Origin of the sequence: Salmonella sp. SSDFZ69 (assembly GCF_004010755.1) — a bacterium.
Classification (GTDB): Bacteria; Pseudomonadota; Gammaproteobacteria; order Enterobacterales; family Enterobacteriaceae; genus Salmonella; species Salmonella enterica.
Map to the genome: position 1 here is coordinate 4,371,934 of NZ_CP034831.1, position 13,696 is coordinate 4,385,629.

Annotated in this window: 7 protein-coding genes, 5 tRNA genes, 3 rRNA genes and 1 riboswitch; of the genes, 3 read left to right on the forward strand and 12 right to left on the reverse strand. The window is 51.8% G+C overall.

Annotated elements, in window-relative coordinates; translation table 11 throughout:
• The 3 genes from EOS98_RS21610 to EOS98_RS21620 all read right to left on the reverse strand — a co-directional run bounded on the left by EOS98_RS21610 (position 1) and on the right by EOS98_RS21620 (position 360).
• Positions 1–75 (reverse strand) — tRNA-Gly (locus EOS98_RS21610).
• A gap of 116 nt (positions 76–191) precedes the next feature.
• A tRNA-Tyr gene (locus tag EOS98_RS21615) sits at positions 192–276 on the reverse strand.
• 8 nt (positions 277–284) lie between these two features.
• Positions 285–360: transfer RNA gene (locus EOS98_RS21620), tRNA-Thr, on the reverse strand.
• Between the two features lie 19 nt (positions 361–379).
• Here EOS98_RS21620 and EOS98_RS21625 point away from each other — a divergent pair.
• Positions 380–553, forward strand: coding sequence for a hypothetical protein (locus EOS98_RS21625; RefSeq protein ID WP_001541267.1), 174 nt, complete (start codon positions 380–382; stop codon positions 551–553).
• Positions 554–761: 208 nt separating this feature from the next.
• Complete coding sequence (gene coaA / locus EOS98_RS21630; RefSeq protein ID WP_000023068.1) at positions 762–1,712, forward strand: type I pantothenate kinase; 951 nt, start codon at positions 762–764, stop codon at positions 1,710–1,712.
• 34 nt (positions 1,713–1,746) lie between these two features.
• Here coaA and birA read toward each other — a convergent pair whose 3' ends face one another.
• The 9 genes from birA to btuB all read right to left on the reverse strand — a co-directional run bounded on the left by birA (position 1,747) and on the right by btuB (position 12,210).
• Entirely contained in the window at positions 1,747–2,709 is a 963-nt protein-coding gene (birA, locus tag EOS98_RS21635; RefSeq protein WP_000655746.1) for a bifunctional biotin--[acetyl-CoA-carboxylase] ligase/biotin operon repressor BirA, read from the reverse strand.
• On the reverse strand, positions 2,706–3,734 hold the full coding sequence (gene murB, locus EOS98_RS21640; RefSeq protein ID WP_126524382.1) for a UDP-N-acetylmuramate dehydrogenase: 1,029 nt from the start codon (positions 3,732–3,734) through the stop codon (positions 2,706–2,708). The genes birA and murB overlap by 4 nt, the downstream gene beginning before the upstream one ends.
• A 181-nt stretch (positions 3,735–3,915) precedes the next feature.
• Positions 3,916–4,031: ribosomal RNA gene (rrf, locus tag EOS98_RS21645) — 5S ribosomal RNA — on the reverse strand.
• A 196-nt stretch (positions 4,032–4,227) separates the two neighbouring features.
• Positions 4,228–7,135 (reverse strand): 23S ribosomal RNA (locus EOS98_RS21655).
• 182 nt (positions 7,136–7,317) lie between these two features.
• Positions 7,318–7,393, reverse strand: a tRNA-Ala gene (locus EOS98_RS21660).
• 109 nt (positions 7,394–7,502) lie between these two features.
• A tRNA-Ile gene (locus EOS98_RS21665) sits at positions 7,503–7,579 on the reverse strand.
• Between the two features lie 69 nt (positions 7,580–7,648).
• Positions 7,649–9,190: ribosomal RNA gene (locus tag EOS98_RS21670) — 16S ribosomal RNA — on the reverse strand.
• The 16S, 23S and 5S rRNA genes sit together here with 2 tRNA genes alongside, the layout of an rRNA operon.
• Positions 9,191–9,569: 379 nt before the next feature.
• Positions 9,570–10,421 carry a glutamate racemase gene (gene murI, locus EOS98_RS21675; RefSeq protein WP_000201805.1) on the reverse strand — a complete coding sequence of 284 codons (852 nt, stop codon included), beginning with the start codon at positions 10,419–10,421 and terminating at the stop codon, positions 9,570–9,572.
• Positions 10,366–12,210 carry a TonB-dependent vitamin B12 receptor BtuB gene (gene btuB, locus EOS98_RS21680; RefSeq protein ID WP_000591403.1) on the reverse strand — a complete coding sequence of 615 codons (1,845 nt, stop codon included), beginning with the start codon at positions 12,208–12,210 and terminating at the stop codon, positions 10,366–10,368. The genes murI and btuB overlap by 56 nt, the downstream gene beginning before the upstream one ends.
• A 65-nt stretch (positions 12,211–12,275) precedes the next feature.
• Positions 12,276–12,469, reverse strand: a riboswitch (cobalamin riboswitch).
• A 114-nt stretch (positions 12,470–12,583) separates the two neighbouring features.
• On the opposite strand from btuB, the gene trmA reads away from it, so the two are divergent.
• Positions 12,584–13,684 carry a tRNA (uridine(54)-C5)-methyltransferase TrmA gene (gene trmA / locus EOS98_RS21685; protein ID WP_126524383.1) on the forward strand — a complete coding sequence of 367 codons (1,101 nt, stop codon included), beginning with the start codon at positions 12,584–12,586 and terminating at the stop codon, positions 13,682–13,684.
• Positions 13,685–13,696 lie beyond the last annotated feature (12 nt).

Here is a 13,696-nt window from a genome sequence, read left to right on the forward strand (position 1 = left end):
TGGAGCGGGCAGCGGGAATCGAACCCGCATCATCAGCTTGGAAGGCTGAGGTAATAGCCATTATACGATGCCCGCATCCTGGAACTCGGCTACCTGATTTTCATTCTGCACTGAATATCGAGAGAAACTCTCTTTATTCGAGCCGGTAAGCGAACTTATCGTCTCGGGCTGCGCCATCGCGCGGCCGAAAATGGTGGTGGGGGAAGGATTCGAACCTTCGAAGTCTGTGACGGCAGATTTACAGTCTGCTCCCTTTGGCCGCTCGGGAACCCCACCGGACTTGATGGTGCCGACTACCGGAATCGAACTGGTGACCTACTGATTACAAGTCAGTTGCTCTACCTACTGAGCTAAGTCGGCATCAAGTAGCGCGCATTCTATGGAGACCTGCGTGCTCATGCAACTAAAAAATTGCATAAAATGTTCTATCGCTCACATTTTGCGCTATAAGAGACAAAAATGCTCTAATTTCAAACAAGAGAGCATAAATTTTCGGCATTTTACTGACCGTCTGACCAGGATACGACGCGGCATTTCAACGCTCCGTCGATAGAAAGCAATCTTCTGTATCTGGTATATTCGTCACATTGCTTCTCAGGGATAGCTTTCACAGCGAGATTTTTTCTTATTATTCCTCCCCATCTGGTGTTACCCTCCTGCCCATTGTCCAAATTAACTTAAATGTGACGTGCCGTTGCATGTCAGGGATGGCCCTCGTTCATCGCTGAACTGATGTAGCAATAGCAGCCAGAAACATGCTTATGAGTATAAAAGAGCAATCGTTAATGACGCCTTACCTACAGTTTGATCGCAGCCAGTGGGCTGCGCTTCGCGATTCTGTGCCGATGACCCTGACCGAGGATGAGATCGCGCAGTTAAAAGGCATTAATGAAGATTTATCGCTGGAAGAAGTTGCAGAAATATATTTACCTCTCTCCCGTTTGCTAAATTTCTATATCAGTTCAAATCTGCGTCGTCAGGCTGTCCTGGAACAGTTTCTGGGCACTAACGGCCAGAGAATCCCTTACATCATCAGTATCGCGGGCAGCGTCGCAGTGGGTAAAAGCACGACAGCACGCGTTCTGCAAGCGTTGCTGAGTCGCTGGCCGGAACACCGCCGTGTTGAATTGATTACCACAGACGGCTTCCTCCACCCAAACCAGGTGTTGAAAGAACGCGGGTTAATGAAGAAAAAGGGGTTCCCCGAATCGTATGATATGCACCGACTGGTGAAATTCGTTTCTGACCTCAAGTCGGGCGTACCGAACGTGACGGCGCCAGTCTATTCTCATTTGATTTACGATGTTATTCCTGAAGGGGATAAAACCGTCGCTCAGCCTGATATATTGATTCTTGAAGGTTTGAATGTTTTACAAAGCGGTATGGATTATCCTCACGATCCGCATCATGTATTTGTCTCTGATTTCGTTGATTTCTCTATTTACGTGGATGCGCCAGAAGAACTTCTTCAGACATGGTATATCAATCGCTTCCTGAAATTCCGCGAAGGGGCGTTTACCGATCCTGACTCTTATTTCCACAATTATGCGAAATTATCTAAAGAAGAAGCTGTTAATACAGCAGCTTCGCTTTGGAAAGAAATTAACTGGTTGAATTTAAAACAAAATATCTTACCTACACGAGAACGTGCCAGCCTTATTATGACCAAGAGCGCTAACCATGCGGTGGAACAGGTAAGATTGCGGAAATAACAGAAAAAAGGGGAGTACCGACTCCCCTTTTTTACTATTCGGCGCTTCGCAGCGATATTTCCCCCCCCATCCAGGGTTTAATCACGCCATCCTGTTCAAGCAATAATGCACCCTGAGTATCAATGCCGCGAGAAATACCAAATATTTCTTTGTCGCCAATAATTAGTTTTACCGGACGATCAATAAAATTATCCAGTTTTTTCCAGCGCGAAAGATAAGGAGAAAGACCTTCTTGCTCAAAAAGCTCAAGCGCAGCACGTAGCTTATAAATCAGCTTTGCGGCCAGCATATTGCGGTCGAGCGTAATTCCGGCCTCCTGCAACGTGATCCATCCCTGATTTATCACGTCCTCTTCTACGCGACGCATTGCCATGTTAATACCAGCGCCAATCACTATTTGTGCGGCATCGCCCGTTTTACCGGTTAACTCAACCAGAATACCCGCCAGTTTGCGGTCCAGCAGGTAGAGGTCGTTAGGCCACTTCACGCGAACTTTATCTGCGCCCAGTTCACGCAGCACTTCCGCCATCACAATTCCAATGACCAGACTCAAGCCTATTGCCGCCGCAGGCCCCTGCTCCAGACGCCAGTACATTGAAAGATATAGATTCGCACCAAACGGTGAGAACCATTTACGCCCGCGACGACCACGCCCCGCCTGTTGGTATTCTGCTACACAGGCATCGCCTGAACGCAGCTCGCCAATTCGATCAAGTAAATACTGATTGGTTGAATCGATAACGGGCAATACCGCCACGTTTCCGCTATCCAGTTGGCTATGTATACGGTCAGCATCCAGTAACTGGATGGGTTCCGGTAAGCTATATCCTTTCCCGGGAACGGTAAATACATCTACTCCCCAGTCGCGTAATGTCTGGATATGTTTATTAATCGCCGCGCGGCTCATTCCCAGCCGTTCACCCAACTGCTCGCCTGAGTGAAACTCTCCGTCGGCAAGTAGTGAGATCAGCGTCAGGGGAACGGTAGTATCTTTCATGCAATGCTCTCCACAGCGTTCACCTCTCCGAACTGACCAATAAAGCGAACCTCAGGCTCCAGCCAGACATTAAATTTTTCACCCACTTTTTGCCGGACATGATGCGCCAGCGCCACCACATCTTTACTTGTCGCATCATTCGCATTAATCAATACCAGCGCCTGTTGGCGATGCACCGCAGCGCCGCCAATGGTGACGCCTTTCAACTGACATTGATCTATCAGCCAGCCTGCCGCCAGCTTCACTGAGCCGTCTGCCTGAGGGTAATGCGGCACGTTGGGGAATCGTTCCAGTAGTTCCATGGCGATATCGGCTGCGACAACGGGATTTTTAAAAAAGCTGCCCGCATTGCCATTCACTTTAGGGTCCGGCAATTTTGTGGTGCGCATATGGCATACAGCATCAAACACCTGTTGCGCGGTGACCGTTTTCGGGTCCAGACAAGTAAGATCGCCATAGGTCAACACCGGCTGCCATTGCTTTGACAAACGCAGACCCACCGCGACGATCGCAACGCGATCCTGATATTCATTTTTGAAGATGCTGTCACGATAGCCGAAACGGCATTCCGCCGCGGACAAACGCAGACGTTTTCCCGTTTCCAGTTCAACGCAGTCAACGTAGTCGCAGACGCGCTGTAGTTCTACGCCATACGCGCCAATATTCTGTATAGGCGAGGAACCAACGCAGCCAGGGATGAGCGCCAGATTCTCCAGGCCGGGCATGTTGTTGTCCAGCGCGTAGCGAACCAGCTGATGCCAGTTTTCGCCTGCGCCGACGTGTAGGTGCCAGGCGTCCGCGGTTTCATTGACCTCAATGCCTTTCAGGCGGTTAAGGATCACGGTGCCGGCATAATTTTCCAGAAACAGGACATTGCTTCCTTCACCCAGGATCATAACCGGCAGTCCCTCACGAGTTGCTTGCTGCCAGGCGCTCAGTAGTTGTTGTTCGTTTTCAGCGCATACGATGTGCTTTGCACAATGATCAATGCCGAAGGTATTCCAGGGTTTTAGGGAGTGGGTCATGGCTGCTTTCCTGATACTCAATCGGCAATAGTTTACCGTATCTGTGTTGGGAAGGCTTGTGGTTATATTGAGGGTAGATCGGCGCGTCCCTGTAGGCCGGATAAGGCGGAGCCGCCATCCGGCAGAAACAGACAAAAACAAAAGGCCCTGTCTTCCGACAGGGCCCTTCGTTTTATTTGATGCCTGGCAGTTCCCTACTCTCGCATGGGGAGACCCCACACTACCATCGGCGCTACGGCGTTTCACTTCTGAGTTCGGCATGGGGTCAGGTGGGACCACCGCGCTAGTGCCGCCAGGCAAATTCTGTTACCGGAAACGAATCTTTTACACCGATGCTGCGTTGGCTGCATTCGCAAAGTCAGTCACATACTTCTGTATGCTCCTTCCTTTCCTTCATTTGCCGCCTTGCCTCAGCGTAAAATCTTTCGTTCCCGAAAATCCGGAATCAGTGCTGAAAATCATCTCTCATCCGCCAAAACATCTTCGGCGTTGTAAGGTTAAGCCTCACGGTTCATTAGTACCGGTTAGCTCAACGCATCGCTGCGCTTACACACCCGGCCTATCAACGTCGTCGTCTTCAACGTTCCTTCAGGAGACTTTAAGTCTCAGGGAGAACTCATCTCGGGGCAAGTTTCGTGCTTAGATGCTTTCAGCACTTATCTCTTCCGCATTTAGCTACCGGGCAGTGCCATTGGCATGACAACCCGAACACCAGTGATGCGTCCACTCCGGTCCTCTCGTACTAGGAGCAGCCCCCCTCAGTTCTCCAGCGCCCACGGCAGATAGGGACCGAACTGTCTCACGACGTTCTAAACCCAGCTCGCGTACCACTTTAAATGGCGAACAGCCATACCCTTGGGACCTACTTCAGCCCCAGGATGTGATGAGCCGACATCGAGGTGCCAAACACCGCCGTCGATATGAACTCTTGGGCGGTATCAGCCTGTTATCCCCGGAGTACCTTTTATCCGTTGAGCGATGGCCCTTCCATTCAGAACCACCGGATCACTATGACCTGCTTTCGCACCTGCTCGCGCCGTCACGCTCGCAGTCAAGCTGGCTTATGCCATTGCACTAACCTCCTGATGTCCGACCAGGATTAGCCAACCTTCGTGCTCCTCCGTTACTCTTTAGGAGGAGACCGCCCCAGTCAAACTACCCACCAGACACTGTCCGCAACCCGGATCACGGGTCCACGTTAGAACATCAAACATTAAAGGGTGGTATTTCAAGGTCGGCTCCATGCAGACTGGCGTCCACACTTCAAAGCCTCCCACCTATCCTACACATCAAGGCTCAATGTTCAGTGTCAAGCTATAGTAAAGGTTCACGGGGTCTTTCCGTCTTGCCGCGGGTACACTGCATCTTCACAGCGAGTTCAATTTCACTGAGTCTCGGGTGGAGACAGCCTGGCCATCATTACGCCATTCGTGCAGGTCGGAACTTACCCGACAAGGAATTTCGCTACCTTAGGACCGTTATAGTTACGGCCGCCGTTTACCGGGGCTTCGATCAGGAGCTTCGCTTGCGCTGACCCCATCAATTAACCTTCCGGCACCGGGCAGGCGTCACACCGTATACGTCCACTTTCGTGTTTGCACAGTGCTGTGTTTTTAATAAACAGTTGCAGCCAGCTGGTATCTTCGACTGACTTCAGCTCCATGAGTAAATCACTTCACCTACGTGTCAGCGTGCCTTCTCCCGAAGTTACGGCACCATTTTGCCTAGTTCCTTCACCCGAGTTCTCTCAAGCGCCTTGGTATTCTCTACCTGACCACCTGTGTCGGTTTGGGGTACGATTTGATGTTACCTGATGCTTAGAGGCTTTTCCTGGAAGCAGGGCATTTGTTGCTTCAGCACCGTAGTGCCTCGTCATCACGCCTCAGTGTTAAAGTGAACCGGATTTACCTGGAACACACACCTACACGCTTAAACCGGGACAACCGTCGCCCGGCCAACATAGCCTTCTCCGTCCCCCCTTCGCAGTAACACCAAGTACGGGAATATTAACCCGTTTCCCATCGACTACGCCTTTCGGCCTCGCCTTAGGGGTCGACTCACCCTGCCCCGATTAACGTTGGACAGGAACCCTTGGTCTTCCGGCGAGCGGGCTTTTCACCCGCTTTATCGTTACTTATGTCAGCATTCGCACTTCTGATACCTCCAGCAACCCTCACAGGCCACCTTCGCAGGCTTACAGAACGCTCCCCTACCCAACAACGCATCAGCGTCGCTGCCGCAGCTTCGGTGCATGGTTTAGCCCCGTTACATCTTCCGCGCAGGCCGACTCGACCAGTGAGCTATTACGCTTTCTTTAAATGATGGCTGCTTCTAAGCCAACATCCTGGCTGTCTGGGCCTTCCCACATCGTTTCCCACTTAACCATGACTTTGGGACCTTAGCTGGCGGTCTGGGTTGTTTCCCTCTTCACGACGGACGTTAGCACCCGCCGTGTGTCTCCCGTGATAACATTCTCCGGTATTCGCAGTTTGCATCGGGTTGGTAAGCCGGGATGGCCCCCTAGCCGAAACAGTGCTCTACCCCCGGAGATGAATTCACGAGGCGCTACCTAAATAGCTTTCGGGGAGAACCAGCTATCTCCCGGTTTGATTGGCCTTTCACCCCCAGCCACAGGTCATCCGCTAATTTTTCAACATTAGTCGGTTCGGTCCTCCAGTTAGTGTTACCCAACCTTCAACCTGCCCATGGCTAGATCACCGGGTTTCGGGTCTATACCCTGCAACTTAACGCCCGGTTAAGACTCGGTTTCCCTACGGCTCCCCTATACGGTTAACCTTGCTACAGAATATAAGTCGCTGACCCATTATACAAAAGGTACGCAGTCACACAGGTAAACCTGTGCTCCCACTGCTTGTACGTACACGGTTTCAGGTTCTTTTTCACTCCCCTCGCCGGGGTTCTTTTCGCCTTTCCCTCACGGTACTGGTTCACTATCGGTCAGTCAGGAGTATTTAGCCTTGGAGGATGGTCCCCCCATATTCAGACAGGATACCACGTGTCCCGCCCTACTCATCGAGCTCACAGCACATGCGCTTTTGTGTACGGGGCTGTCACCCTGTATCGCGCGCCTTTCCAGACGCTTCCACTAACACACATGCTGATTCAGGCTCTGGGCTACTCCCCGTTCGCTCGCCGCTACTGGGGGAATCTCGGTTGATTTCTTTTCCTCGGGGTACTTAGATGTTTCAGTTCCCCCGGTTCGCCTCATTAACCTATGGATTCAGTTAATGATAGTGTGACGAGTCACACTGGGTTTCCCCATTCGGGTATCGCCGGTTATAACGGTTCATATCACCTTACCGGCGCTTATCGCAGATTAGCACGCCCTTCATCGCCTCTGACTGCCAGGGCATCCACCGTGTACGCTTAGTCGCTTAACCTCACAACCCGAAGATGTTTCTCGCGATTCATCATCGTGTTGCGAAAATTTGAGAGACTCACGAACAACTTTCGTTGTTCTGTGTTTCAATTTTCAGCTTGATCCAGATTTTTAAAGAGCAAAACTTCGCAGTGAACCCTTTCAGGTACACTCTGAAGTATTTTTTCGTAAATACTCACGAGATGGTGGAGCTATGCGGGATCGAACCGCAGACCTCCTGCGTGCAAAGCAGGCGCTCTCCCAGCTGAGCTATAGCCCCATCGTGTAGTCAGAACCTCTTACCTTTGATTCGTTTCCGGGCGCGGCGTGGTGAAGCGAAGCATACTGAAGTATGCGAGCTTTGCCACAACAAAGCACGGGAGCGAATCTGGTAGGCCTGAGTGGACTTGAACCACCGACCTCACCCTTATCAGGGGTGCGCTCTAACCACCTGAGCTACAAGCCTGTAGAGGTTTTACTGCTCGTTTTTCATCAGACAATCTGTGTGAGCACTTCAAAGTACGCTTCTTTCAGGTAAGGAGGTGATCCAACCGCAGGTTCCCCTACGGTTACCTTGTTACGACTTCACCCCAGTCATGAATCACAAAGTGGTAAGCGCCCTCCCGAAGGTTAAGCTACCTACTTCTTTTGCAACCCACTCCCATGGTGTGACGGGCGGTGTGTACAAGGCCCGGGAACGTATTCACCGTGGCATTCTGATCCACGATTACTAGCGATTCCGACTTCATGGAGTCGAGTTGCAGACTCCAATCCGGACTACGACGCACTTTATGAGGTCCGCTTGCTCTCGCGAGGTCGCTTCTCTTTGTATGCGCCATTGTAGCACGTGTGTAGCCCTGGTCGTAAGGGCCATGATGACTTGACGTCATCCCCACCTTCCTCCAGTTTATCACTGGCAGTCTCCTTTGAGTTCCCGACCTAATCGCTGGCAACAAAGGATAAGGGTTGCGCTCGTTGCGGGACTTAACCCAACATTTCACAACACGAGCTGACGACAGCCATGCAGCACCTGTCTCACAGTTCCCGAAGGCACCAATCCATCTCTGGAAAGTTCTGTGGATGTCAAGACCAGGTAAGGTTCTTCGCGTTGCATCGAATTAAACCACATGCTCCACCGCTTGTGCGGGCCCCCGTCAATTCATTTGAGTTTTAACCTTGCGGCCGTACTCCCCAGGCGGTCTACTTAACGCGTTAGCTCCGGAAGCCACGCCTCAAGGGCACAACCTCCAAGTAGACATCGTTTACGGCGTGGACTACCAGGGTATCTAATCCTGTTTGCTCCCCACGCTTTCGCACCTGAGCGTCAGTCTTTGTCCAGGGGGCCGCCTTCGCCACCGGTATTCCTCCAGATCTCTACGCATTTCACCGCTACACCTGGAATTCTACCCCCCTCTACAAGACTCAAGCCTGCCAGTTTCGAATGCAGTTCCCAGGTTGAGCCCGGGGATTTCACATCCGACTTGACAGACCGCCTGCGTGCGCTTTACGCCCAGTAATTCCGATTAACGCTTGCACCCTCCGTATTACCGCGGCTGCTGGCACGGAGTTAGCCGGTGCTTCTTCTGCGGGTAACGTCAATTGCTGTGGTTATTAACCACAACACCTTCCTCCCCGCTGAAAGTACTTTACAACCCGAAGGCCTTCTTCATACACGCGGCATGGCTGCATCAGGCTTGCGCCCATTGTGCAATATTCCCCACTGCTGCCTCCCGTAGGAGTCTGGACCGTGTCTCAGTTCCAGTGTGGCTGGTCATCCTCTCAGACCAGCTAGGGATCGTCGCCTTGGTGAGCCGTTACCTCACCAACTAGCTAATCCCATCTGGGCACATCTGATGGCAAGAGGCCCGAAGGTCCCCCTCTTTGGTCTTGCGACGTTATGCGGTATTAGCCACCGTTTCCAGTAGTTATCCCCCTCCATCAGGCAGTTTCCCAGACATTACTCACCCGTCCGCCACTCGTCAGCGAAGCAGCAAGCTGCTTCCTGTTACCGTTCGACTTGCATGTGTTAGGCCTGCCGCCAGCGTTCAATCTGAGCCATGATCAAACTCTTCAATTTAAAAGTTTGATGCTCAAAGAATTAAACTTCGTAATGAATTACGTGTTCACTCTTGAGACTTGGTATTCATTTTTCGTCCGAGGACGTCAAGAATCCGTATCTTCGAGTGCCCACACAGATTGTCTGATAAATTGTTAAAGAGCAGTGCCGCTTCGCTTTTTCTCAGCGGCGCGGGGTGTGCATATTACGCTTTCCCGCTTCAGAGTCAAGCGTTTATTTTCGCTTTTCTCCGTGAGGTTCTGGTCCGAACCCCGCTGACCCGGCGGCCTGTGTGCCGTTGTTCCGTGTCAGTGGTGGCGCATTATAGGGAGTTATTTCTGCCTGACAAGAGGAAATTTAAAATAATTTCTCAAGTGCCTGGTATTTACCCAAAACGCCATTAAACCGGCAGTTTTTCGAGCGTTTCAAAGCCATAACGCTGTAAAACGGGTAATAATTGTTCAGCTCCTGGCGTCATTGCCATGCAATAAGCAATATTGGCATCGGTTGATTTCGCATCCGGCGCTTCATGTTCCAACAGCCAGGCTGTACGACGCGCTATCGCCGCGCCGGAATCCACTAACCGCGTCCCTTCGGGCAGGACTTGCAAAAGCTCATCCCGTAATAGAGGGAAATGCGTACACCCCAGAACGACCGTGTCAGGCGGCTCCGGCATTCGTAGCCATGGGCGTAATATACGGCGCAGCTCTTCCAGCGATACCGAGTCGCCATGTAGTTTAGCTTCCGCCAGTTCCACCAGTTCTGCCGACCCCAACATGGCTATCTGACATTCATTAGCGAAGCGCGCAATCAGCTCGTGAGTATAAGGACGTTTGACCGTGGCTCTCGTCGCCAGTAGCCCGACGACGCCATTGGCGGTCAGCCGCGCCGCTGGTTTAATCGCAGGCACAACGCCCACCACCGGGAAGGCAAACTTTTCACGTAATGCGGGAAGTGAGACCGTACTGGCGGTATTACAGGCAATCACCGCCAGTGAAAGGGGATAGCGCTGCTGTACCGCAGTCACAATCTCGACAACGCGCTCGACGATAAACGTTTCACTCTTTTCCCCGTAGGGGAAAGCCACGTTATCGAAAGCATATATATAGTGGAGATCCGGCAGGAGCCGCCGAATCTCATCATAGACCGACAATCCACCGACGCCGGAATCAAATACCAGCACGGTGGGACGTGGTTCAGAAGGTGTAGCTGCCAGACAAGGTGTATTCTCGTCCTGCAGTTTGGTAGCCATAAACTGTCTCGTAATCTTTGTCGAACAGGTTGGCTATTTTACCACGAACTGTCAGATGTGAGGTGACCGGATATGCAACCGTAAGATCCCATAAACTGACGCCGCCCATTTTTACTGTCCGGTATGGGTAAGCGGAGTAATCCGAATCATAGCGGGAACCAAGGTATTGATATGTCACCCCCCAGTCAAAATCGTAAACGTCCCAGTCAAGTTGATATTTTGCCATCTGTTTGGAACGCCGCGGTAATGGCGTATCGGTAATCGCATTACGCGCATCAACGTAATCGTAACTGACCGTATGCGTTAACGGTCCGGTATCGAAATTCGCCGTCGCCTCAATACCTTTAATGCGCGCCTTACCTTCGTTGTAATATTTTTGCAGATGATCGTCATAATCGATCATGTCATTAATATCGTTACGATAACCTGAAATACGCCAGCTGACGCCAGCGGTTAGCCCTTCAAATGCGCCTTCCCACTGTTTACTCTTTTCAGGATTCAGGTTCGGATTACCGTAATAACCATACAGTTGGCCTAAATTAGGCGCTTTGTAGGAGGTTCCGTAGGAGGCAATAAAGCGATAACCTTCTATAAACTCCCATCCCGCGCTGGTTTGCCATGTACCGTGACGACCAAACTGGGAGTTGTCATCACTGCGCGCCGCCGCTTCCAGAGTGAAGTCACCCAACTGTTGTAATCCTGTCAGGTAAACCCCGGTATTACGCTGGTCATATCCCTCGGGCACATAGCCGGTACCTGGCGTGGTAGTCTGTTTCTGCCAGTCTACGCCCGCCCCAACATTACCGTGCCCCACGACCACACTGTTGGTCCATTGAACATTGTACTGTTTCATCTCATCCAGCGTGGCGGAGGTATCATACCGGCCATAGTGCGGATCATAGTTGTAATCTTTACTGTGGCTATAGCTTGAAACCAGCTGAGACTGAATACGTTCGCCATTAAAGCGCAGCCCGGCGTCCCAGCTTTGGCTATAAAGTTTGCGTGTATCAATCAGCGGCGAGCCCGGCGAGTAATAGGCGTCGTAATCGGTACGGTTATCGTAGCCATAACCACGCACGAATCCGCTCCAGCGATCAGAAAAGGTATGCTCTAACGCGCCATAGAGCGTTTTACTCAAAAAGCCGTCCCGGTCAGGCTGCGCCTGCATCCCGGTACCGCCTTTCGCTACCACGTCAAACCCTTTGGTGTATTCGTAATCGCCGATCAACGTCGCCCGCGTGTTTTCGCCAAGTTGCTGTTGCGTCGAGATGTCGTAATTCTGGTAGCTATTGCTTCCCCATCCAGCGGTTAATTCTGTGCCTGGGTTATCGCGCGTCGTAATGATATTCACTACGCCGCCGATAGCATCGGAACCATAAATAGCGGAGCGCGGACCGCGAATATATTCAATGCGCTGTACCAGCGATACCGGGAACTGGCTGAGATCGGCGGACCCGCTCACGCCTGCTAAATTCAGACGCACGCCGTCAATCAATACCAGTACATGGCTGGAGTTGGTGCCGCGAATGAAAATGGAGGAGTTTTGTCCGGCGCCGCCGCTCTGCGCAATATCGACGCCAGGCAAACGGCGCAGAACATCATTTACGGAGGTCGATTGCCAGCGTTCAATATCCTGACGCGTCACGATGGTAACGGGCGCCAGAACCGCGCTGCGCGGCTGCTGAAAACGGTTGGCGGTGACAACCAGGGTATCCGGGCTAGTGTCCTGCGCCCAAGCGGAAAAGGCCGTGACGGAGAACGCCGTCAGCAGCGTAGCTTTTTTAATCATTGTAAAGCATCCACAATATAAGAAGGATGCCGCAGGCTTCATCGATAGTACGCGATGATGAAAAACCAGATGCGACGTTAGCCGGCAGGTCTTCGGGCTTGGAGGGTTATCCGTTGGCTGGATAGCAGAAATGATGACTTCCCGCCGGAGGCAGTGTCTGCTTACGCTCTCATCTCACCTTTCCTTACCGCTGCGCGTCAGCTCCAGATTTTCACTGGATTCCCTATTAACTCACAGGACCGGCCCACGGATGCTACCGTCTGTCACAACACCCTGTCCAGACCGCGCATCACAAATCAGAAATCATCAATAGCTGGACATCCACTGAGCAATCCCTACAATCCCCGCGTACTTTTATTATTCAGGATGCGATATGACCCCCGAACATCTTCCGACAGAACAGTATGAGGCGCAGCTGGCCGAAAAAGTGGCGCGCTTGCAGAGTATGATGGCGCCGTTTTCTGGCCTGGTTCCGGAAGTATTTCGCTCGCCGGTCAGTCACTATCGTATGCGTGCGGAATTTCGCCTGTGGCATGACGGCGATGACCTGTACCACATTATGTTTGATCAGCAGACCAAAAGCCGGATTCGCGTTGACACCTTCCCGGCGGCCAGCCAACTGATTAATACCTTAATGAAGGCGATGATTGCCGGCGTGCGCGATAATCATGCACTGCGGCATAAGCTGTTCCAGATCGATTATCTCACGACCTTGAGCAACCAGGCGGTAGTGTCGTTGCTGTACCATAAGAAGCTGGACGAAGAGTGGCGTAAAGCCGCCACTGCGTTACGCGATGCTTTACGCGCGCAAGGTCTGAACGTACACCTGATTGGCCGGGCCACTAAAACTAAAATCGAATTGGATCAGGATTATATTGATGAGCGTCTGCCTGTGGCAGGTAAAGAGATGATCTACCGCCAGGTCGAAAACAGCTTTACGCAGCCAAACGCCGCCATGAATATTCAGATGTTAGAGTGGGCGCTGGAGGTGACGAAAGACTCAAAAGGCGATCTGCTTGAGTTGTATTGCGGCAACGGCAATTTTTCTTTAGCGCTGGCGCGCAATTTTAACCGCGTGCTGGCAACCGAAATCGCCAAACCGTCCGTCGCTGCCGCACAGTACAATATTGCCGCTAATCATATTGATAATGTGCAAATTATTCGCATGGCGGCGGAAGAGTTTACCCAGGCGATGAATGGCGTTCGTGAGTTTAACCGCCTGCAGGGGATCGACCTGAAGCGCTATCAGTGCGAAACCATTTTTGTCGATCCGCCGCGCAGCGGTCTGGACAGCGAAACGGAAAAAATGGTGCAGGCTTATCCACGTATTCTGTACATTTCCTGCAATCCGGAAACGTTGTGCAAAAACCTGGAAACGTTAAGCCAGACGCACACGGTGTCTCGCCTGGCGCTATTCGATCAGTTCCCGTATACGCATCATATGGAATGCGGGGTATTACTTACCGCAAGGTAAAATGTACGTCGG